The sequence below is a fragment of the Streptomyces sp. NPDC051664 genome (genome assembly GCF_044453545.1).
Classification (GTDB): domain Bacteria; phylum Actinomycetota; class Actinomycetes; order Streptomycetales; family Streptomycetaceae; genus Streptomyces.
The window spans coordinates 159,825-180,772 of the sequence record NZ_JBITCU010000002.1; the positions used below are offsets into that span (position 1 = coordinate 159,825).

Here is a 20,948-nt window from a genome sequence, read left to right on the forward strand (position 1 = left end):
AAGGTCGAATCAAGACTCCTGATTTATGAATGAGGTGGGGAATGGAGCTGCGTCATCTGTCCGCGTTCATCGCAGTGGCCGAGGAGCTGCACTTCGGCCGGGCCGCCAAGCGCCTGCAGATGGCCCAGCCGCCACTGAGCCAGCAGATCCGGCAGCTGGAGAAGGAGCTCGGCGTCCAGCTCTTCGAGCGCAACACCCGCTCGGTGCGGCTGACCAGCGCGGGGGAGTCGTTCCTCCAGCCGGTGCGGACCGTGCTCGACGATCTCGACACGGCGGTACGGGCCGCCAGGGCGGCCGGCCGCGGCGAGTACGGGCGGGTCACCATCGGCTTCGCCGGCGCCTCCAGCCACGAGACGCTGCCACTGCTGACCAGGGCGGTGCGCGCCGCCCATCCCGCCCTGGAGCTGGTCATGAAGGGCCAGACGTACGCGGATGTCGCCCTCGCAGGAGTGGCGGACGGCTCGCTCGACCTCGGATTCGTCCGGCTGCCCGTGACCCGGCCGGGCGTGCAGTACCGGGTCATCGACGAGGAGGAGCTGGTCTGTGCCCTGCCCTCCGACCACCCGCTCGCCAGGCTGGAGCAGGTCCCGATCGAGGTGCTCGCCCAGGAACCTTTCGTCTCCTTCCCCGCCAACACCGGCTCGACCGTGCGGGACGCGACCGTCGGGGCGTGCGAGGCGGCCGGATTCAACCCGCGCGTGGTGCAGGAGGCCCCCGACTCGTACACCATCCTGGCCCTGGTCGCCGCCGGCGTCGGTGTGACGCTCACCGTCACCTCCTGCCAGCACATCCAGCAGAACGGCCTGGTCTACCGACCGCTCGCCGGGCCGCCGATCCGGCTTCAGGCGGCGCTGGCCTGGCGGACCGACAACCCGTCCGCCGCCCTGCGCGCGGTACTCGCTGTCGCGGAGGGCGCGCTGCCGACCCCGATCGGTCATTGAGACGCGTGGCGTCTTGAACCAGAGCGAACTGGATATTGGACCGACTCAGTCACCGGGTGCGAGGGTCGGTGGACACCCACCCGTGCATGAACAACCGCATGTACGCGCACTCGTCCCCGTCACCCGCCCGTGCCACCGGAAGGTCCCGCCGTGCCCGACCAGCAGCCCGACATCGTCATCTGTGAACCGCTGCGCACCCCCATCGGCCGCTTCGGGGGGGCCTTCGCCCAGCAGACACCGGCCGCGCTCGCCGCACGTGTGATCGCCGAGATCGTCGCCCGTACCGGCATCGACCCGGCCCAGGTGGACGAAGTGATCCTCGGCCACGCCTACCCGTCCTCCGACGCCCCGGCCATCGGCCGGGTCGCCGCCCTCGACGCCGGACTCCCGGTGTCCGTGACCGGCTCCCAGATCGACCGCCGCTGCGGCTCCGGCCTGCAGGCCGTACTCGACGCGGCGATGCAGATCCGGGCGGGCTTCAGCGACGTCGTGATCGCGGGCGGCGTCGACGTGATGAGCGCCGCCCCCTACTACACGCACGACGGCCGCTGGGGCATCAAGGGCCCCGGCCTCCAGTTGCACGACTCCCTGGCCCGCGGCCGGGTCACGGCGGGCGGCGTCAACCATCCGGTCCCCGGCGGCATGATCGAGACCGCGGAGAACCTGCGACGGGAGTACGCCGTCAGCCGCGCCGACCAGGACGCGCTCGCCCTGCGCTCGCAGCAGCGCGCCGCCCGGGCCGCGGCCGACGGGCGCTACGACGCGGAGACCGTCCCCGTCACCGTACGCACCCGCAAGGGCGAGACGACCGTCACCGCCGACGAGCACCCGCGCCCCGACACCACCGCCGAACAACTCGCCGCGCTGCGTCCGATCATGCTGAAGTCCGACCCGGACGCCACCGTCACCGCGGGCAACGCCAGCGGACAGAACGACGCGGCCGCCGCCTGCCTGGTGACGAGCGCGGCGACAGCCGAACGCCTCGGCCTGACTCCGCTGGTGCGTCTGGTCTCCTTCGCCCGCGCCGGAGTTCCGGCCGCGACCATGGGGATCGCCCCCGTCCCGGCGACCCGTGCGGCACTCGCCCGCGCCGGCCTCGGCCTCGCCGACCTCGACCTGATCGAGCTCAACGAGGCGTTCGCCGCCCAAGTCCTGGCCTGCACCCGCGAGCTGGGCCTGGGCGACACCGACCACGAGCAGCGGATCAACGTCAACGGCTCCGGCATCTCCCTCGGCCACCCGGTCGGCGCCACCGGCGCCCGCATCCTGGCCACGCTGACCCGGGAGATGCACCGTCGCGAGGTGCGCTACGGCCTGGAGACCATGTGCATCGGCGGCGGCCAGGGTCTCGCCGCGATCTTCGAGCGCATCGCGGCCTGACGGGCACCGCGCTCGTCGCACGAACGGCAGCTGACCGGCACGCGCCGCGACGGGCCCGTACGGACGCGCCATCGCCCACGGGTACATGGTCCTCAGTTGGGGGATCCCGATGTTCGGTGAACTGCTCCAGGTGCAAGGCGTGGGCGGGCACTCAACTACGGAGTGAACAAGGTCCGTTATCCCGCGCCGGTACCGGTCGGCAGCCGTGTGCGGCTGCACGCGTCGGTCGTCGGGGTGAAGGAGGTCGCGCGGGGCGGCGTACAGATGACCCGCGCCTTCACCTTCGAACTCGAAGGGTCCGAGAAGCCGGCCTGCGTCGCCGAATCGCTGACGCACTTCTACTCGTAGGGGCCCGGCCCTGTGCGCACCGGCTGCCGGTGACGCGCGAGATGCCCCGCATGTACGCGAGGGCGGCGGAACGCGACAGGTCCGGCAGCACAGCTGAGGCTGTCCTGCCGGACCTGTCGCTATTTCCCTGTTACGCCAATCCTGCTTATGCGTCAGTTCCGCGAAGCGCGGGCGCGGCGCATCAGCAGGGTGCCGCCGAGCAGAAGAGCAGCGCTGCCGCCGGCCGCCAGCCCGAGGTCGGCGGAGCCGGTGCGGGCCAGCTGAGAGCCGGGGGTGTTCACGCCGGCGGGGATCACGGTGGGGGGCTCCACGACGGGGGGCTCCACGACGGGCGGTTCGACGACGGGGGGCTCCACGACGGGCGGTTCGACGACGGGGGGCTCCACGACGGGGGGCTCCACGACGGGCGGTTCGACGACGGGGGGCTCCACGACGGGGGGCTCCACGACAGGCGGTTCGACGACAGGCGGCTCCACTACGGGCGGCTCGACGGGCGGCTGGCCCGTCGACGGCCCGCTGCCGTTGGAGCAACGGTTGCCCCCCGCGGGGTTCAGTGCGCCGACCACATCGACGGTGTTGCCACAGGCGTTGACCGGGACGTCGACAGGAACCTGGACCAGGTTGCCCGAAAGCACCCCGGGCGAGTTGCTGGTGCTACCGACGGCACTCGCGCCCTGGGCGCCGTCGTCGTCGGAGCGGTCGCTCGCGTTCTCGCACGTGTTACCGAATGCCGGGTTCAGCAGACCGACCACATTGACGGTGTTGCCGCAGACATTGACGGGAACGTGCACCGGCACCTGTACGGCGTTGCCCGAGCCGACGCCCGGCGAGCCGGCAGCGGAGCCGTCGGCCGAAGCATCCGCCTGTGCGTAACCGCCTGCCGCGGTCAGGATGCCTGACGCCGCCGCCATGACGAGCATGCTCTTACTCAAAGCTTTTCGCATTGGTTGCCCTTCCTTAGGACATTTCGCGCGGGCGGATCGCCCGCAGTTCATTCATCAGGCGGTGCAGCTATCACCGGGGATACCGCCCCGGCGCCTCGCCATACGCGATTCGGCAAGCGGCGGTCACGGCTCAGCGGAACTCACACGGACTCCTCTGACACGCGTCCCGAAGTCGCGCTTGACGACAGCCATAACGACAAAGATTTGGTGGGGGAAACTCAGAATTTCGTGGAAATTATGTAACCACCCGGACGGATTACGTACGTGCGTTCGCCGCTCTGCGACGCGGGCGGCGCGGCAGGGTCCGCGGCGCCCCTCGGTGCGAGCGTCCGTGGCCACCCGGCATTCGGGTGAATGGAGAGAACCAAACGCCCGGCGGTGAGTTGGTCAGGGTGCTCCGAGCGGGGCGACAAGTACGAGAAGGGTTGATCGTGATCAAGAAGGTCCTGGCTACGGGCGCTGTCGCCGCCTCCATCGTCGGCATCTCGGCGACGCTTGCTCCGCAGGCGATGGCCATCGGCAACGACACCGGTACCACCTCGGTCAACGGCAACGGCTCTTCGCAGTCGTTCGGCAATGCCGAGACCCGTGGTGACTGGAGCCCGCAGTTCGGCCTGGTTCAGGGCAGCCTGAACAAGCCATGCGTCGGCTTGCCGGCCAAGGTCAACGCCGGTTCGCTCGTCGGCGTGGTCCCGGTCGCGGTCCAGGACGTCAACGTCCTGTCCTCGCCGCAGAACCAGCAGTGCACCGAGAACTCCACCCAGGCCAAGGGTGACGAGCCGCTGTCGCACATCCTGGACAGCATTCCGGTGCTCTCGGGCAACGGCACCGGCAACAGCTGAGTCTGCCGGACCGAAGGCCCGGGCCCGCCGGGGTTCCTCCCTCCGCGCGGCTCGGGCCTGCTGTTGCCTGTCGGTCCCTCGGTACATCGGGAAATCGGGAAATCGAATGATCCCTGCGGTTGTGCCGAGTGGCGAATGTTGCACCATCCGGGCGGATTTTCAAGAATCTTCTTCTTGGAGAGTTTCGCGCACGGTCTTAAGTCGTTACGAATTGTAGTGGCGGAGTTACGAGCGCTAAGAACTGCGCTCGTGCGGCACGAAAGTCGTGGCCGCTCCGGACTCCGTCAAAGAAAGGGATGAAAGTGAAGTACACCAAGGTTGCCGCCATCGCCGCCGGAACCCTGATGGCGATCGGTGCCGCAACTCCCGCCTTCGCCGACTCCGGTGCCGAGGGCGCGGCCAACAACTCCCCCGGTGTCCTTTCCGGCAACGTCATTCAGGTTCCGATTCACGTCCCGGTCAACGTCTGCGGCAACACGCTGAGCGTGATCGGCCTGCTCAACCCCGCGTTCGGCAACGCCTGCTCCAACGGCTGAATTCCGGTCGGCTGAGCCCAGCGCTCACTGCCCGTCCGCCCCGGATCGCGCCTCGTGCGCGATCCGGGGCTTTCCTCTTTCCGCGTGCTCCGTTCCGCGCGTTCGCCGTGCTTCCGGATGCGGTGGAACGGCCGAGGTCGTTCCGCATCGCCCGAGGCGCGGTGCGCCGGCGGCTGGAGGCGGACACCCGGACAGCTGCGCGGAACGGAGCACCTGACAGTGCACCACTCATTCCGGCCGCGGAACCCCCGCAACACTCGTTCCGGTGAATAGTCATGCGATCGATCGAGTGGTCCACAAGAAAAGGCGGACCGTGCAGTTGCCCGAACGGAACCGATTCGTTACCCAGGTCGAAAGCGGCAGAAGTCACAGGTAAAGAACGCTTGTGCGGCGCGGGGACGCGACCGAAACAGATGCCGCTGCAGAAGGGAACCTGAAAGTGAAGTACGCGAAGACTGCTGCGTTCGTTGCCGGTTCCGTGGTTGCTTTCGGAACGGCTGCTCCCGCCTTCGCCGTTACCACCGCCACGGCCCCCAGCGTCAGCCTCGACGGCGGCGTCAACCAGGTGTTGGCCGCAGCCCCCCAGGGCGTCGACCCGATCGTCGACACCATCGGTGACGCCACGGATTCGGTGCAGAAGAAGGGCACCGTCACCAAGGTTGCCGGTCAGGCCACCGGTGCGGCCAAGAGTGCGGCTCCGCTGCTCGGTGGCGTGCCCCTCGGTGGCTGATCCGTCAAAGGGTGGCAGTTCCCAGCGCATTCGCGGTGATTGCCATTCTCCGGTATCGCTACCGCGCATTCGGCAACACCCGGACGGCAGAAGCACCGTTCGGGTGAAGCGGCACATCCGAACCCGTCGTAGTGAGTTGATCAAAGCGCTCCGGACAGGCGGACAACAGAAGACCCCCAGAAGGGCTATTTCATGATCAGGAAGATTATGGCCTCGGCAGCCGCAGCTGCTGCGATCGTCGGCGTCTCCGCCGCGATCGCCCCGCAGGCCATGGCCATCGGCAACGACACCGGTACGACGTCGTACAACGGCAACGACAACACGCAGTCGTTCGGCAACTCGGCCACTCAGGGTGACTGGAGCCCGCAGTTCGCGCTGGTCCAGGGCTCGCTCAACAAGCCGTGCGTCGGCTTGCCGGCCAAGGCCAACGTCGGTTCGCTCGTCGGCGTGGTCCCGGTCGCGGTCCAGGACGTCAACGTCCTGTCCTCGCCGCAGAACCAGCAGTGCACGGAGAACTCCACCCAGGCCAAGGGTGACGAGGCCCTGTCGCACATCCTGGACGACATCCCGGTCCTGTCCGGCAACGGCACCGGCAACAGCTAGAGCCTCACCGCTCCGGACGGCGTTTCCCCGATTCCTTCGTGGGGCCGGTTCATCCACGCGGCAGCCATTCCTCGGCGGCCCGGACGGACCGGCCCCTCGTCGTGCGTCGAAGGGTGATCCGCCAGGGTTTGCGGGACGGCCCTCAGCCCGCCGAAAACCCTCGATGGAGGGGCGTACTGGGCCGGTTGCCGTAGTGCCGGCTGCGGTCGGCCGCCGCACCGGGTAGAGGCCCGTCATGGACCATTACGACAGTGAGCGCCCGTGCGGCCGGCACCGGCACACGGAGGACGTCACACCCATCTACGACCGGCTGCTCGCCGAATGGGAGGCAGCCCGGCGGGTCAGGCAGCAGGGCGTGCCGCGCCCCGAGTCCGATCCGCCCTACGTGGGTCGGCTCGTCCCCGCGGCACGCACGTCCGGCGAGACGCTCGGTGACTGACCGTCCCGGGCCGAACTCGCTACGGATCCAATCCATTTGAGTGGTGCCGCGGAACCGACGCTTCCGTATCCGGTCGATCAGGACGTTCCAGAACGGGACGCGCTGAAAGGTGAAGCGTGAAGAAGATGATGGCCGGCGCGGCAGTGGCCGTATCCCTGGTCGGTCTGTCGGCTGCCGCGGCCCCCTCGGCCATGGCGATCGGCAAGGACCAGGGCACCACGTCGGTCAACGGCAACGGGACGCAGCAGCAGTTCGGCAACAGCGTGACCCAGGGCGACGGCAACCCGCAGCTGCAGCTCGTCCAGGGATCGCTGAACAAGGCGTGCGTCGGTCTGCCGGCCAAGGCCGACGCCGGCTCGGTCGCGGGGCTGCTGGTGCCCGTCGCGGTCCAGGACGTCAACGTCCTGCACTCGCCGCAGAATCAGCAGTGCGCCGAGAACTCCACCCAGGCCAAGGGCGACGAGGCTCTCTCGCACATCGTGGACGACGTCCCGGTCCTGTCGGGCAACGGCGCCGGCAACAGCTGACGCCGCGTGAGCCGCGGGCTGTCCAGGGGCGCGCCCGGACCGCCCGCTCTCCGATGTGGGGCGCCGCGCACGGCGATGTCCACCGCTCAACGGGGGGCGGTGGACATCGGACGGACCGGGCCGGGCGGATCAGCCCAGGGAGCGCACCGGCAGAAGACAGTGGGCGGAGGTCATGACGACCTCCTCGTCCGCGGCGAAGGAACGCAGCAGCTCCTCGCTGACAGGCCGGCCCGGTACGGCAGCCGGCCACGGGCGGGTGGCGAACATCGCGTAGACCTCGCCTCGGTCGCGGGCCGCGACCAGCCACTGAGGTGGCACCCGGTACTGCGCGCTGAAGTGAGGCAGTGTCAGTGCCGCCTCGCCGGCCTGGACCAGGAGCGTGACCGGGAGGCCCGGCGTCTCGGCGGCGCGCACGAGACCGGCGCCGACCGGCAGCCCGCAGCGCTCCAGAGCCAGTTGCATCGCGGCCTCACCGGCGGCCGGCCCGTCCGTCCCGTCGCCCAGCGAGTAGACGAGCAGGAATGCGACATCGTGTCCGCCATCGGGGTGCTCGCCGCTCCACCCGATCAGGGAGAGCGTGCCCAACTGGGCTTGTGTGAACGTGCCGATGGCGGTCCGGGGTGAGGTCATGCTCGGCACCATAACGGCCATGGACCGGTGGTTGTGCGCCTGTTTCACCTGATCGAGGGAGACTTCGTGATAACTCCGACGAAGGTCCCGGACCGGTGTGCCCGCGAGGACCTGAGGCAAAAAATACGTTGACGGCATCGGGCGGCCCCCGGCTATCGTGTGGAGCGTTGCGGCCGGCGGACTTACCGTCGGTGTCGGCCCGTGCTGTGAACCAGGAGGTGAGGACATTGATGACTGTCGTTGCGATGGGCGCTGCCCACAACCGGAAGAGCATCGTTCTCACCCCCGTGGTCGCCGGCTGACCTTCTTTCGTACTTCTCCGCGCCCGAGTGCGCGTTGCCGGGGCCACCCTCCGAAGGGTTTCCCTTGTCTTTCTCCCCGCTTTCCCCGCTCTCCTCCAACACCGACCCGTCCTCGTCGCATCCGCTGTCGCCGTACGGCTGGGACGACGCCTGGGCGGCCGAGTTCGCACCGCACGCCGCTAAGGGGCTGCTGCCCGGACGGGTGGTGCGGGTGGACCGTGGTCAGTGCGATGTCGTCACCCCCGACGGCACCGTCCGCGCGGACACCGCGTTCGTCGTCCCCCGCGACCCCATGCGGATCGTCTGCACGGGCGACTGGGTCGCCGTCGACCCCGACGGTGATCCGCAGTTCGTACGGACACTGCTGCCGCGGCGCACCGCCTTCGTGCGCTCGACGTCGTCACAGCGCTCCGAAGGGCAGGTGCTCGCCACCAACGTCGACCACATCGCCATCTGCGTCTCGCTCGCCGTGGAGCTCGACCTGGGGCGGGTGGAGCGCTTCCTCGCGCTCGCCATGTCCAGCTCCAGCGGTGACGCGCTGCTGCGGGACGGTGCGTCCGCCACGGACGGTGCCGCCCAGCCGATCGTGGTGCTGACCAAGACCGATCTGGTGCCGGACGCCGACACGCTGTCGTATTTCGTCCAGGACATCGAAGCCGTCGCGCCCGGGGTCCAGGTGCTGCCCGTCAGCTCCGCCACCGGGGAGGGGCTCGACGTCTTCGGTGCCATCGTCTCGGGCGGCACGAGTGTGCTGCTCGGGGCGTCCGGTGCGGGCAAGTCGACCCTTGCCAACACGCTGCTCGGCGACGACGTGATGGACGTACAGGCCGCCCGAGACGTCGACGGCAAGGGCCGGCACACCACCACGACCCGCAATCTGCTGGTTCTGCCCTCCGGGGGCGTACTGATCGACACACCCGGGCTGCGCGGGGTCGGCCTCTGGGACGCGGAGACCGGTGTCGGCCAGGTCTTCTCGGAGATCGAGGACCTGGCCGGGCGATGCCGGTTCCACGACTGTGCCCATGAGTCCGAGCCCGGCTGTGCGGTACTCGCCGCGGTCGACGACGGTTCGCTCTCCGAGCGGCGCCTCGACAGCTTCCGCAAGCTGCTGCGCGAGAACCAGCGCATCGTGGCCAAGACCGATGCCCGGGTGCGGTCCGAGATGCTGCGCGAATGGAAGCGCAGGGGGGCCGCGGGCCGGGCCGCCATGGACGCGAAGCAGGGTCGGGTGCGGTAGGGCCGTGCCCCGATCGGGGGCCGGGTCGACGTCCGAAAACCGCGAGTGTGGCACTGCCCGGTGGCGCACACTGGACGGTGTGATGGACGAACGGACCAGGTACGAGGCGGTGAGCAGCCGCGACGCGCGGTTCGACGGGGAGTTCTTCTTCGCCGTCGAGACCACCGGCATCTACTGCCGGCCGAGCTGCCCCGCCGTCACTCCCAAGCGGAAGAACGTCCGGTTCTTCCCGACCGCCGCCGCTGCCCAGGGCAACGGCTTCCGGGCGTGCAGGCGCTGCCGCCCGGACGCCGTGCCGGGGTCCGCGGAGTGGAACGTACGGGCCGATGTCGTCGGCCGTGCCATGCGGATGATCGGTGACGGCGTGGTCGACCGGGAGGGCGTGCCCGGGCTCGCGCACCGGCTCGGATACAGCTCGCGCCAGGTGCAGCGGCAGCTCAACGCCGAGCTGGGCGCAGGACCCGTCGCGCTGGCCCGCGCCCAGCGGGCACACACCGCACGGGTGCTGCTCCAGACGACGGGGCTGCCCGTCACCGAGATCGCCTTCGCGTCCGGCTTCGCCAGCGTGCGCCAGTTCAACGACACGATCCTGCAGATCTACGCCCGCACGCCGAGCGCTCTGCGGACCGAGGCCGGGACCGGACTGGGGGCGGCGGCGCAGGAGACGCGCACGGCCGGAATCCCGCTCCGGCTCGCCCACCGGGGACCGTACGCCGCCCGGGAGGTCTTCGACCTGCTGGCCGGCGAGGCGGTCGCCCGCGTGGAGGAGGTCAGCGGCGAGCCCGGCGCCCGCACCTACCGGCGCACCCTGCGGCTGCCCTACGGCACGGGGGTCGTCGCCGTCGACGAGCGGTCCGCCGGGGCATGGCTGGACGCCAGGATCAACCTCACGGACCTGCGCGATCTGACCACGGCGGTGCAGCGGCTGCGGCGCCTCTTCGACCTGGATGCCGATCCGTACGCCGTCGACGAGTGGCTCGGCGCCGACCCCGGGCTGGCACCGAGCGTCGCGGCCCGCCCAGGGATGAGGTCGCCGGGCGCCGCGGACCCCGAGGAGTTCGCCGTACGGACGCTCGTCGGCCGGGAAGCGGCGGAGCGGCTCGTGGAGACGTACGGGAAGGTCCTCGATGTGCCGTGCGGCGGTCTGACCCATGTGTTCCCGGAGCCGGGAGTGCTGGCCGGCGCGGCCGACGATCCGGTGCTGCGGACACTGGCGGCCGCGCTCGCCGACGGGACCGTGCGTCTCGACGCCGGGGCCGACCGCGACGAGGCAGAGCAGGCGCTGCTGCGGCTGCCGGGGATCGGTCCGGCAGCCGCGGCGCTGATCAGGATGCGGGCGCTCGGCGATCCCGATGTGGATCCGGACCGGTCGCCCTTGGCGGAGCGGTGGCGGCCCTGGCGCTCGTACGCCGTGCGCCATCTGGACTGCCGGTGACATCGGCCCCGTCGAGGGCCCGCATTCCATTCACCGGCCGGAATTCGGGACCGGCCTCCCAGCACATCGGCCGGCCCCGCACGCCGACCACGCCGCTGCGTCGGCTGTCGTACCGGATGGTGGTCCTACGACTGCGACCGGAGCGGCTCAGACCGGCAGACCCCAACGCGGCGCCGCCGCGTTCGGGGCGACCGGACGGATCGTCAGGTCCGGGCGGTCGCCCTCAGCCGTGATCAGCGCCGAGTCGCCCTTGCGGAGGCCGATCCGCACCGTGCCGTCCGCCACCTCCTCGTACTTCACCGGCCGTCCGTGGCGGTCCCGGATCTCGATCGGGCCGTCCATGCCATGGCGTACGACGCAGGGGGCGCCGGCCTCGCTGGTCACCCGCACCCAGCGGGTCCGGCCTTCTTCCCGTACCGCGCTGAGCAGGAACGCGCCCTGGGTACGGAAGTCGTGGACGGTCAGTTCCCGCCAGGCGGCGGGCAGCGCAGGGAAGACCCTGATCGTGCCGCCCCAGGACTGGCACACCATGTCGTGCAGCGACTGGGCCGCAGAGAGCGGGGTCTCGATGACCGGGCCCGACTCCTTGTACATGGTGTTCGCCTGGATGAAGCGGCTCATCAGCTGGCCGAGGTACTTCAGCGCGTCCTCGCCCTTGCCGAGCAGCGCGGACATCGAGGCGGCACCGGTGAAGGTGTAGCCCTGCAGGGCGCCTTCGAACCCCACCCAGTGGGCGAGGGACTTCTCGATCAGGGCGCGCTCGTCGGGCGTCGCACCCGTCAGCTCGTACAGCGGGTACACCGCGAGCATGTGCGAGTAGTGGCGGTGCGACTTCGCGAACGGAACCCCGGCCCCGATCATGAACCCGTTGGCGTCGACCGGGTAGGGCGCGAGTTTGGCCAGCACCTCCTGCCAGCGGGCCGTCAGCGGGTCGTGGACGCCGAGCTGCTGGGCCGAGTCCAGCAGGGTGCGGCAGCCCCAACGAAGCAGCATCAGGTCGTAGTTGCAGTCGGGGGCGTTGACGCCGTACTCGGGGGAGAAAGTCGCCGGGAGGTGCAGCTTGCCGTCCGTACCGGGCGCAAGGAAGTGCAGGTAGTAGTTGACCGCCTTGCGCAGCAACGGGAACAGCGTGTCGCGCAGGATCGACTCGTCCATGGTGTGCCGGTAGGAGAGCCACACGTTGTGCAGCGCCCAGGTGAGGTTGCCGACCTCGGGGGTGGGCGGGTCCTGGCCGGGGATGCCGACGCCGTAGCCGCCGTCGGTCACGGAGGCGCCGTTGACCAGCTGAGGGTCGGTGGTCCGCGGGATGCCGGCCGAGTCCGCCCGGTAGGGGGCCGCGACCTCGCGGGAGAGCTGGTCCCGGAACTCGCTCAGGGCGCGGGTGACGGCGTCCAGCTCCAGATGGTTGGAGCCGTGGATCAGCCAGTACTCCAGCTGGACGTTGAGGTTCCACCAGGTGTTCGGCCACGGGGTGGGCTCCAGCCAGGGGCCCGAGGTCGCCATCACGGGCGCGTCCTTGCGGGCCGCCGACGCCGTCTTGTAGAGCTGGATCCAGTAGAAGCGCTGCAGCCGGGCGTCCGGAAGAGACAGGAAGCTCTTCCGGTAGAACCGGTCCCACCAGGAGCGATGCGGCGTGGCGAGCAGCGCGTACGGGAGGGCGGAGGCGGTCTTGACCGTACGCAGCGCGCGGTCACGTGCGGTTGTCTTCGGGTGGGAGTGCGTGACGGTGACGTACAGCGTGCGGCTGTCGCCCCTGGTGCGCTCCCGCCAGGCGGTGACGTGCTGGCCGCCCGCCAGCAGCGGCTGGACGGCGGCGGTCACCTCGCCGTGCTGCTCGACGACGGCGGGCGGGTTGCCCGTGTAGCCGTCCGGCAGGGGCTTGAAGTCGGCACGTGGGCTGATGGCGTCGGCGGGGTGGAAGACCCAGCGGAAGCCCTGCTCACCCTCGCTCGGGGTGATTTCGACGGCGAGGAGATCGCTGGAGGAGTGGACGAAGGCGCGGAGCTTCAGGGTGCCCGCGGTGGTGGTGATCGTGCCTTCGAGCTCGGCGGTGCGCAGTCGCATCCACCACTCGATCCCGGTGATGGTGCCGGCGGGTTCCAGGGTGAAGTGGCCGATCGGCAGACGGGCGAGACCGAAGAGGGAACCGAACTCGGGGCGGTGGTCCTGGACCTCGGAGTGCTGGACGTTGAAACGGACGGCCGTGGTCGTGGCACCCGGCTCGGCGTAGATGCCGGAGCCGAGGCGGCCGTTGCCCAGGTAGGGGCCCTCGTACCAGGTCGTCGGCAGCTTCTGCCAGAGCAGATCCGCGTCGTCGAGGACGGTGCGCCAGCTGTCGTCGGGGGAGTGCACGACGGGCGCGGTGGAGGTGGCAGGTGCGGTGGCCGGGGCTGCTGCCTGGGCGGGGACGGCCGCGCCGCCCACCACCAGGGCGCCGCCGAGCGCGGTGCCTGTGGCGATGACGGTTCTTCGGGAGGGGGACGGCGGCGCGGAGGCCGTCCGGGGAGTCGGGGGCGTACAGGAAGGGTCCGGTGCTGTGGGCAAGGCGTCTCCTGGCGACTCGTACGCAGGCGCATCAATTCATCCGAGCTATTCCTTCACGGAAGGTAGGCAAGGGTGATCCTGGCGTCAATAGAGCGGGAGAGATCCGATGTGTTACTGCCTATCTGGACAGCGTCCAGCATGATGCCCATCGCGGGAGGGGTGAGCGGTCAGCTCCGGATCACCGCGACCAGCCACGTCCCCGTCACCAGCAGACATGCGAACAGCTCGACGAGCACGGAGTAGCCGGTGGCCCGCATCACCGAACGGAGCGAGGCCCGGGCCGCCCCGCCGCTGCCGAGCCGCAGTCGCTCCGCACCGTAGATCGCCCCGACGTACCCCACGATTCCGCCCACCACGGGCAGCACGAAGAAGCCCACGATCCCGGCGATCCCGCCCAGCATCAGCGTCTTGCGCGGGGCGCCGGACTCGCGCGGGCGGCGCGGCCGCAGCAGCGGCTTCAGCGCCTGGTTCAGCAGCAGGAGGGCGGTGGCGCCGATCAGTACGCCCCAGGCCGCCGGGGTCCTGTCGGTGAGTGCCCACCACAGCACGGCTGCCCAGACGATCGCCTGCCCCGGCACTCCGGGCACCAGCACGCCGACCAGGCCGAGCAGAATGACCAGGCCCACGGCGATGAGCTGCCACACACCCATCTCACCAGCCTGCCGGAGTCCGGCAGGTCCCGCCCGTCAGCAAGGTGCCGGGCGGGAGCCGTCGATGCAGCTCAGAGGCGTAATGGGGGGCAGTGTGGGACCCTGCCGGACAAGCCCGCCTCAGGCTCGCGGGGTGCGGGAGACCCAGCCCCGTTCGTACGCATGCCAGCCCAGCTGCAGCCGTGTCGACACGCCGGTCAGTTCCATCAGGCCCTTCACCCGCCGCTGGACGGTCCGCAGCCCCAGCTCCAGCTGTTTCGCCACGCTCGCGTCCGTCAGCCCGGCAAGCAGCAACGACAGAATCTCCAGGTCGGTCGGATCGGGTCCGACGGTGGTCTCCTGAGCCCAGCCGCTCTCGCCGAGCCGCAGCGGCATGGCCTCGCGCCACACCGCCTCGAAGAGCCCCATCAGCGACTCCAGCAGCCCGGAGGCATGGACGACCAGTGCCGCCGGCTCGGCGCCGTGGCCCGTCAGCGGCACCATGGCCAGCGAGGCGTCCGCGACGACCAGCTTGGTCGGCACCCGGTCGACGACCCGGCACTGCTCGTCCCGGCTCAGCGCCGCCGACAGTTCCAGGATCCCGCTCGGCAGCGCGAGCACCTCACGCTCGATCACCACCCGGAACGACACCCCACGGGTGGCGGCCCGCTCCTCCGACTCGTTCTCCAGACCGCTGACCGCGATCGGGTTCCCGGTGACCAGGGCGCACACCTCGCTCGCCGCCCCCAGTTGCAACTGGTGGAAGCGGTGCGCCACCGCGCTCGCGCCCGTGACCACCTCGACCAGATCGTGCACGGCGGGCTCGGCGGCATCCGCCCGGTACTCCTCGGCGAGCAGCGCCGCCGCCAGCTCCGCCTGCTCCAGCTCATGGCGCTGCTGGGTGAGCAGCGCGCCCAGGGCGACGCCCGGAGGCGCCGCCACCCACCGGCCGGTGCGGGCGGACGACTGGGCGGCGAGGCCCTGCTGCTCCAGCCGGCGCAGCGCCCGCTCGGTCTCCGACTCGGGAAGCCCCAGCCGGTGCGCGAGGTCGTTGACCTCCGCCGCCCCCATCGCGACGAGCGCACGGTAGGCGGACTCCTGCCTCTCGTCGAGACCTATGGCTCCCAGCACCCTCGGACCCCTCCCCGGACGCGTCATTTCCGCATCGTTGCGCACTCTTCGGCAGGTCGGCCGTGGCGGAAAGCGGCCACGGCGTAAACCCGCCGTGTACATCATCCCTGTATCGCACGTACCTCTGCCAATGTGGCGCCACCGCAGTACCAACAACCTCCGGAATAAGGGCCTTTGTGCGCCCTTCTTCCGGAATCACCTGGGGAGAGCGATGCGCCCGATATCGCGTACGGCACTGGGAGCGGCGACAGCCGCCGTCCTGGCCGCCACCGTGGTAGCGCCGTCCGTGGCCGTGCCACAGGACGCGCCCGCCGCGACAAGACCGCTCACCGGCAGTGCGGCAGCCACCGCTGCCGCTGCCGGGAAGGGCGGCAAGCCGGTCACCGTCACCCTGGTCACCGGGGACAAGGTTCTGGTGAGCACGGACCGTTCGGGGGCGGCGTCCGCCACCGCGCTGCCACGCGCGGACGGCACCGTACCGCTCATCCAGACCCGGCAGTCCGGCAAGGACCTGTACGTCTACCCGGACACCGCGACCGAGGCGCTCGCCGCGGGCAAGGTCGACGAGGAACTCTTCAACGTCACCGGACTGATCCGCCAGGGCTACGACGACGCGAGCACCAAGTCGCTGCCGCTGATCGCGGTGTACGGCCAGGACCTGGCCCGCTCGGCGCCCGTCACCCCGCGCGGTGCGAAGCGCGGACTTGCACTCGACGCCATCGACGGCGTCGCGCTCAAGACGGACAAGGAGAAGGCCGCCGACTTCTGGTCGGACATCACCGACACCCGCTCCCGTTCGGTCTCCGGTCTGAAGAAGCTCTGGCTCGACCGCAAGGTTCAGGCCACTCTCGACAAGTCGACGAAGCAGGTCGGCGCCGACCTCGCCTGGGCCGCCGGCTACGACGGCAAGGGCACCAAGGTCGCCGTGCTCGACACCGGTGTCGATGCCGAACACCCCGACCTCAAGGGGCGGATCGCCGCCTCGGAGAACTTCACCGACTCCGACACCACCGACGACCGGCAGGGCCACGGCACCCACACCATCTCCACCGTGGGCGGATCCGGCGCGGCCAGCGACGGCAAGAAGAAGGGCGTCGCCCCGGGCGCCGACCTGCTCGCGGGCAAGGTCCTCAACGACAGCGGTTCCGGCGCCGAGTCCTGGATCATCGCCGGTATGCAGTGGGCCGTCGACCAGAAGGCCGACGTCGTCTCGATGAGTCTCGGCAGCCCGACGCCGACCGACTGCACCGACCCGATGAGTGTCGCCGCCGAGGAACTCGCCCAGAGCAAGGACACCCTGTTCGTGATCGCGGCGGGCAACTCCGGCCCGACGCTGAACACGGTCTCCTCGCCGGGCTGCGCCCCCAGTGTGCTGACCGTCGGCGCCGTCGACCGCGACGACTCCACCGCCCAGTTCTCCAGCCGCGGACCCGTGATCGGCTCGCACACCCTCAAGCCCGAGATCTCCGCCCCCGGCGTCGACATCTCGGCCGCTGCGGCCGGTGGCCGCGGGGTGTACGCGTACCGGACGATGTCCGGCACGTCGATGGCCACCCCGCATGTCGCGGGAGCCGCAGCCATCGTGAAGCAGCGTCACCCGGACTGGACCGCACAGCAGATCAAGGCCGCTCTCGTGTCGTCCGCGAAGAGCGACATCCCCGGCGACGTACGGGAGACCGGCGGCGGCCGCCTCGATGTCAAGGCCGCCATCGACACCACCGTCGTCGGCGCCCCAGCCGTCCAGGGCGGCACGTTCAACTGGCCGCAGGACAAGAGTGACCGCACCACGGTCGACGTCCCGTACACCAACTCCGGCACCAAGCCGGTGAAGCTGTCGCTGAAGGTCCAGGGCGTCACCGGCAACGACGGCTCGGCGGTCCGCTCCTCCGTCGCGAAGCTCGACGCGAGCAGTGCCACCGTGCCGGCCGGAGCGACCGTCAAGGTCCCGCTGCACATCGACCCGACCGCGCAGCTGAAGGCCGCCCAGTACGGCGATGTCACCGGGCGCGTACTGGCCACCGGCGCCGACGGCGTCAAGGTCTCCACCCCGTTCTCGCTGTACGTCGGCGCCGAGACGGTCACCCTGCGCGTCAAGCTCATCGACCGCACCGGCAAGCCCGCCGCGGGTTCCTCCTCGCTGGACGTCATCGGCACCGACACCGCCAGTGGTGAGCGGCGCTTCAACGACGGGGCGGCCGACCAGGTGTACCAGGTGCGCCCCGGTGCGTACTTCGTCTCCAGCTTCGTCATGTCGCCGGACCTGAAGGACGCCACCGGCAGGATGGTCGAGTCCGTCGGCTACCTCGCCAGGCCGCAGCTGAACGTCACCAAGGACACCACCCTGGTACTGGACGCCCGAAAGGCACACCGGATCCAGGTGAAGACCGAGGACCGCAGGTCCGAGAACCGCTCCACGACCCTCACCTTCGGCCGCAGCTGGGACGACGTCTGGCTGCACTCGGGCTCCATCACCGGCAGCCGTATCGTCAAGAACTACTTCGCCGACATCGAGGGCCGGGCGAGTGACGGCGACTTCGAGTTCGCCAGCTTCTGGCGTGCGTATGCCCCGCAGATCGAGAAGCTCTCGGTCGTCGGCGGTGCCGAGCTGCACCCGCAGACGGCGAGCACCGGCGCCGTCAACCTCGACGGTACGGGCGAGGCCGCGCTCGTCGACGCGGGCACCGGCACTCCGGACGAGCTGAAGGCCGCCGGTGTCGAGGGCAAGATCGCTCTGGTGAAGGTCGCAGACGACGGATACCTGACCGTCCAGGCGAGGGATGCCAAGGCCGCAGGCGCCAAGGCGATCATCGTGTACCGCCCGTCCGCGGGCACATGGCTGCCGTCCCTCGGTTTCGGTTCGGCGCCGCTGCCCTCCCTCGCGATCGAGACGAGTGAGGCCGCCGGCCTGACCGCCGCCCTCGCCGACGGTCCCGTGACGCTGCGCTGGAAGGCCACCGCCGCCAGCCCGTTCGTCTACAACCTCGGTTTCCCCGAGACCGGCCCCGTCACCTCGGACCGTACGTACAAGGTCCGTGACGGCAAGCTCGGCAGGTCCACCGCCACGTACGAGGCGATGGGCGTGGCAGCCGACTACGTCGACTCGATGGTCTTCGACCGGCCGTACGGCGGACGCTTCTCCGCCGTGTTCGACACCGTCGCCGTCCCTGGTAAGCGCACCGAGTACTACTCGGCGGGCGACAACGCCTGGGAGCGCTTCCTCTCCTCCAGCTTCCCCTGGGGCGAGTCCATGGTCGACCCGGCCCACACCTACAAGTCCGGCTCGCAGCGCACGGAGAACTGGTACCGGGGCATCGTCGGTCCGTCCACTCCGCGCGACCTCCAGGGCAAGGAGGTGCTTGCCGGCGAGCGGCAGGACAACCTGATCGGCGTCGCCCCGGGCTTCTGGGCCGACAGCGAACACGGAGGTATCCAGGGCTCGTTCGGTGACCTGGGCAACATGACGCTGACCAGTGGCGACAAGGACTACGGCAGCAGCGGATACCCGTCCGGCGTGTTCGAGGTGCCGGCCGAGGACGCACCCTATGAACTGACCATGACCACCATGAAGGTCGGTTCCCCCGCGGCTGTGTGGAAGCGGTCCACCCAGACCGAGACCACCTGGAAATTCCGTTCGAAGCGGGACGAGAACGCGTACTCTCAGGGCATCCCGCTCCTCTTCCCGGGCTACGACCTGGCGACGGACGGGATGAAGTCCCTGGCTGCGCAGGACGGTCAGAAGATCGGCCTGAGCGTCACCGGTCACACGGGCTACACGCCCGGCAAGCTGACCGCGGCCAAGGTCTCGTACTCGTACGACGGTGGCACGACCTGGACCCAGGCCACCACCGCACAGCGGGACGGGCGTTGGACCGCGACCGTGAACCACGCGGGCGCGGCCGGCAAGCCGGTCACGCTGAAGACTGAACTGACGGACGCCAACGGCAACTCCGTCGTCCAGACAATCGTCGACGCATACGCGGTGCGCTGACCCGGGTCACACCAGAACCGGTTCGCCGGGCGTCCTTCCCGTGGGGGGTGGGGTCGCCCGGCGGACCTCTTTTTCCTGATGACCCGTTTTCGTACGGCCCGTTCGGTGGACAATAAGGGCATGAGTCAGCAGGGGGAGAGGCCCGCCGCCCACGAGGACGACTGGTGGCGCAGGCTGTACGACGAAACCGCCGCGGACACCGGGTCGACCACCGCGGCCGACAGTCTCGACGACCGCTTCGACTCGGCCTCGGACGCGGTGGGTCCGGCGGGGCGGGGCGGGCCCGGTCGTGACGACGGGGACGGAGGGACGGTCGCGGCCGTGCCCGATCCCCGGACGCGGCCCGCGTCACCTGTGCAGGCGCGCACGCCGTGGGAGCCACCGGCGGAGGCCGAGCTCGCCCCGTGGGAGCCGCCGCGCAGCGCCGCACAGCCACGAACCTTCGCCGCACCGCCGGCTCCTGCGCCGCCGCCCGTCGATGCGCCGCCCCCGGTCCCGCCGCCCGGCGCTGAGCGGCCGGGGATCGTCGATGGACCACCACCCGTCCCGGCCCCGCCACCTGTTCCGGCCCCGCCACCGGTCCCGGATCCGCCCGAGCAGGTGCCGCCTCTGCAGAGGCGGCCGACCGCCGAGCGGGCCGAGTCCCCGGAGGAGTCCGCACCCGCAGGGGCGACCGGTTCCGGCTCTGCGGCCATCCCGGCCGGCTCCGGCCCGGTGGCTCCCGGCCCCACATCCCGCCCCGGACTCATGTACATAGGGGACCGGCCGCCCACCTACGACGCCGAGCCCACCTCGCTGCCCGCCACCACCCCCCAGGAACTCGACGGGCTCGTCGCCGACACCGTGCTCGACGGGGCCAGGTACGGCACGTACACCCTGCGGGCCGCGTCGGTGCGCGGGGACTCCGCGCGGTTCCGCGGCGAGCCCCGGCGCGACGCCCTGCTCACCGTGCGCTTCGGTGCCGCCGAGAACGCCCTCGTGCTCGTCGCCGTCGCCAGCGGCGCCCGCGCCGCCGAGGGCGCCCATCTCGCGGCCGCCGACGCCTGCCGCTGGATCGGCGGTGCTGTCGGCCGCAGCCACGCCCGGCTCGCCGAGGACATAAGGGCAGGCCGCCGGGGTGACCTCAAATCCGGTCTGCAACGCCTCACAGACCGCAGTTACGGCAGGCTCCGCGCCCGCGCCGCCGAGTTGGGGCTCGAACCGCACGAGTACACCGCGGGCCTGCGCTGTCTGCTCCTGTCGGCCGATCCCGACTGCCGCACCCGGGTCTTCTTCGGAGTGGGCGGCGGCGGGCTCTTCCGACTGCGCGACGGCGTCTGGCGGGACCTCGAACCGGACGTTCCGGTGCTCGGGGTCACCGGGGAGCCCGTCGTCGGTTTCGGATCCGCGTCCTCCGAGAGCGGGCCCCACGGCGACCGGCTGACCATGGACCTGGGGATCACGACGCCCCCGTCCCCGTACGTCGAGAGTCCGCCCCCGCCGCCCGCGGAGCCCTTCCGGTTCCGGGCCTCGGTGGCCCGACCGGGGGACACGCTGCTGCTCTGCAGCACCGGGCTGGCCGAGCCGTTGCGCGGCGAGCCCGCCCTCGCCGACGAGCTCGCCGAACGCTGGACGCCCCCGGAACCGCCCGGCCTGGCGGCCTTCCTCGCGGACACCCAGCTCAGGGTGAAGGGGTACGCCGACGACCGCACGAGTGTCGGCGTCTGGGAGGCGTAACCGTGCGGGCCATGGGTTGATGGACTCCTAGCGCGCTGCCGGCGCG

At 70.6% G+C, this 20,948-nt stretch carries 17 protein-coding genes and 1 pseudogene; 13 read left to right on the forward strand and 5 right to left on the reverse strand.

Annotated features, from left to right (window positions below):
• Nucleotides 1-41: 41 nt before the first annotated feature.
• From ACIA8E_RS04025 to ACIA8E_RS04035, 3 genes and pseudogenes are all read left to right on the forward strand, one after another.
• Nucleotides 42-941 (forward strand): LysR family transcriptional regulator, encoded by a 900-nt coding sequence (locus tag ACIA8E_RS04025; RefSeq protein ID WP_399294181.1) that lies wholly within the window; start codon nucleotides 42-44, stop codon nucleotides 939-941.
• Between the two features lie 150 nt (nucleotides 942-1,091).
• Nucleotides 1,092-2,321 carry an acetyl-CoA C-acetyltransferase gene (locus tag ACIA8E_RS04030; RefSeq protein ID WP_399294183.1) on the forward strand — a complete coding sequence of 410 codons (1,230 nt, stop codon included), beginning with the start codon at nucleotides 1,092-1,094 and terminating at the stop codon, nucleotides 2,319-2,321.
• A gap of 40 nt (nucleotides 2,322-2,361) precedes the next feature.
• Nucleotides 2,362-2,669: pseudogene (locus ACIA8E_RS04035) on the forward strand (MaoC/PaaZ C-terminal domain-containing protein); the annotation flags it as partial.
• A gap of 152 nt (nucleotides 2,670-2,821) precedes the next feature.
• Here the strand turns inward: ACIA8E_RS04035 and ACIA8E_RS04040 are convergent.
• Complete coding sequence (locus ACIA8E_RS04040; protein ID WP_399295042.1) at nucleotides 2,822-3,589, reverse strand: chaplin; 768 nt, start codon at nucleotides 3,587-3,589, stop codon at nucleotides 2,822-2,824.
• A 455-nt stretch (nucleotides 3,590-4,044) separates the two neighbouring features.
• On the opposite strand from ACIA8E_RS04040, the gene ACIA8E_RS04045 reads away from it, so the two are divergent.
• The 6 genes from ACIA8E_RS04045 to ACIA8E_RS04070 all read left to right on the forward strand — a co-directional run bounded on the left by ACIA8E_RS04045 (nucleotide 4,045) and on the right by ACIA8E_RS04070 (nucleotide 7,290).
• Complete coding sequence (locus tag ACIA8E_RS04045; protein WP_399294186.1) at nucleotides 4,045-4,455, forward strand: rodlin; 411 nt, start codon at nucleotides 4,045-4,047, stop codon at nucleotides 4,453-4,455.
• A gap of 302 nt (nucleotides 4,456-4,757) precedes the next feature.
• On the forward strand, nucleotides 4,758-4,991 hold the full coding sequence (locus tag ACIA8E_RS04050) for a chaplin (protein WP_030917090.1): 234 nt from the start codon (nucleotides 4,758-4,760) through the stop codon (nucleotides 4,989-4,991).
• Between the two features lie 439 nt (nucleotides 4,992-5,430).
• A complete protein-coding gene (locus ACIA8E_RS04055; RefSeq protein ID WP_399294190.1) occupies nucleotides 5,431-5,721 on the forward strand; it encodes a hypothetical protein in 291 nt (96 codons plus the stop codon).
• 192 nt (nucleotides 5,722-5,913) lie between these two features.
• Complete coding sequence (locus ACIA8E_RS04060) at nucleotides 5,914-6,324, forward strand: rodlin (protein ID WP_399294193.1); 411 nt, start codon at nucleotides 5,914-5,916, stop codon at nucleotides 6,322-6,324.
• 235 nt (nucleotides 6,325-6,559) lie between these two features.
• Nucleotides 6,560-6,763, forward strand: coding sequence for a hypothetical protein (locus tag ACIA8E_RS04065; protein ID WP_399294195.1), 204 nt, complete (start codon nucleotides 6,560-6,562; stop codon nucleotides 6,761-6,763).
• Nucleotides 6,764-6,879: 116 nt separating this feature from the next.
• On the forward strand, nucleotides 6,880-7,290 hold the full coding sequence (locus tag ACIA8E_RS04070; protein ID WP_399294198.1) for a rodlin: 411 nt from the start codon (nucleotides 6,880-6,882) through the stop codon (nucleotides 7,288-7,290).
• Nucleotides 7,291-7,419: 129 nt separating this feature from the next.
• Here ACIA8E_RS04070 and ACIA8E_RS04075 read toward each other — a convergent pair whose 3' ends face one another.
• Nucleotides 7,420-7,920, reverse strand: coding sequence for a DUF5949 family protein (locus tag ACIA8E_RS04075; RefSeq protein ID WP_399294201.1), 501 nt, complete (start codon nucleotides 7,918-7,920; stop codon nucleotides 7,420-7,422).
• A 366-nt stretch (nucleotides 7,921-8,286) separates the two neighbouring features.
• Between ACIA8E_RS04075 and rsgA the strand changes: the two genes are divergently transcribed.
• Both rsgA and ACIA8E_RS04085 read left to right on the forward strand, forming a co-directional pair.
• Nucleotides 8,287-9,459, forward strand: a complete 1,173-nt coding sequence (gene rsgA, locus ACIA8E_RS04080) for a ribosome small subunit-dependent GTPase A (protein WP_399294203.1) — start codon at nucleotides 8,287-8,289, stop codon at nucleotides 9,457-9,459.
• An 82-nt stretch (nucleotides 9,460-9,541) separates the two neighbouring features.
• Nucleotides 9,542-10,894, forward strand: coding sequence for a DNA-3-methyladenine glycosylase 2 family protein (locus tag ACIA8E_RS04085; RefSeq protein ID WP_399295044.1), 1,353 nt, complete (start codon nucleotides 9,542-9,544; stop codon nucleotides 10,892-10,894).
• Nucleotides 10,895-11,041: 147 nt separating this feature from the next.
• On the opposite strand, the gene ACIA8E_RS04090 is transcribed toward ACIA8E_RS04085, so the two are convergent.
• From ACIA8E_RS04090 to ACIA8E_RS04100, 3 genes are all read right to left on the reverse strand, one after another.
• Entirely contained in the window at nucleotides 11,042-13,438 is a 2,397-nt protein-coding gene (locus ACIA8E_RS04090; protein ID WP_399294206.1) for a glycosyl hydrolase family 95 catalytic domain-containing protein, read from the reverse strand.
• A gap of 167 nt (nucleotides 13,439-13,605) precedes the next feature.
• Nucleotides 13,606-14,088 carry a DUF456 domain-containing protein gene (locus ACIA8E_RS04095; RefSeq protein WP_093775755.1) on the reverse strand — a complete coding sequence of 161 codons (483 nt, stop codon included), beginning with the start codon at nucleotides 14,086-14,088 and terminating at the stop codon, nucleotides 13,606-13,608.
• A 120-nt stretch (nucleotides 14,089-14,208) separates the two neighbouring features.
• Entirely contained in the window at nucleotides 14,209-15,198 is a 990-nt protein-coding gene (locus ACIA8E_RS04100) for a helix-turn-helix domain-containing protein (protein WP_399294209.1), read from the reverse strand.
• Between the two features lie 211 nt (nucleotides 15,199-15,409).
• Between ACIA8E_RS04100 and ACIA8E_RS04105 the strand changes: the two genes are divergently transcribed.
• Both ACIA8E_RS04105 and ACIA8E_RS04110 read left to right on the forward strand, forming a co-directional pair.
• Entirely contained in the window at nucleotides 15,410-19,186 is a 3,777-nt protein-coding gene (locus ACIA8E_RS04105) for a S8 family peptidase (protein ID WP_399294212.1), read from the forward strand.
• Nucleotides 19,187-19,306: 120 nt separating this feature from the next.
• A complete protein-coding gene (locus ACIA8E_RS04110; RefSeq protein ID WP_399294215.1) occupies nucleotides 19,307-20,902 on the forward strand; it encodes a protein phosphatase 2C domain-containing protein in 1,596 nt (531 codons plus the stop codon).
• The last annotated feature ends 46 nt before the right edge of the window (nucleotides 20,903-20,948 follow it).

What these genes read in the sequence shown, in the direction of transcription:
- ACIA8E_RS04105 (WP_399294212.1), top strand. Translation starts at nt 15,410, where the DNA reads ATGCGCCCGATATCGCGTACGGCACTGGGAGCGGCGACAGCCGCCGTC.
- ACIA8E_RS04095 (WP_093775755.1), bottom strand. Translation starts at nt 14,088, where the DNA reads ATGGGTGTGTGGCAGCTCATCGCCGTGGGCCTGGTCATTCTGCTCGGC.
- ACIA8E_RS04065 (WP_399294195.1), top strand. Translation starts at nt 6,560, where the DNA reads ATGGACCATTACGACAGTGAGCGCCCGTGCGGCCGGCACCGGCACACG.
- ACIA8E_RS04085 (WP_399295044.1), top strand. Translation starts at nt 9,542, where the DNA reads ATGGACGAACGGACCAGGTACGAGGCGGTGAGCAGCCGCGACGCGCGG.
- ACIA8E_RS04040 (WP_399295042.1), bottom strand. Translation starts at nt 3,589, where the DNA reads ATGCTCGTCATGGCGGCGGCGTCAGGCATCCTGACCGCGGCAGGCGGT.
- ACIA8E_RS04060 (WP_399294193.1), top strand. Translation starts at nt 5,914, where the DNA reads ATGATCAGGAAGATTATGGCCTCGGCAGCCGCAGCTGCTGCGATCGTC.
- ACIA8E_RS04075 (WP_399294201.1), bottom strand. Translation starts at nt 7,920, where the DNA reads ATGACCTCACCCCGGACCGCCATCGGCACGTTCACACAAGCCCAGTTG.
- ACIA8E_RS04110 (WP_399294215.1), top strand. Translation starts at nt 19,307, where the DNA reads ATGAGTCAGCAGGGGGAGAGGCCCGCCGCCCACGAGGACGACTGGTGG.
- ACIA8E_RS04025 (WP_399294181.1), top strand. Translation starts at nt 42, where the DNA reads ATGGAGCTGCGTCATCTGTCCGCGTTCATCGCAGTGGCCGAGGAGCTG.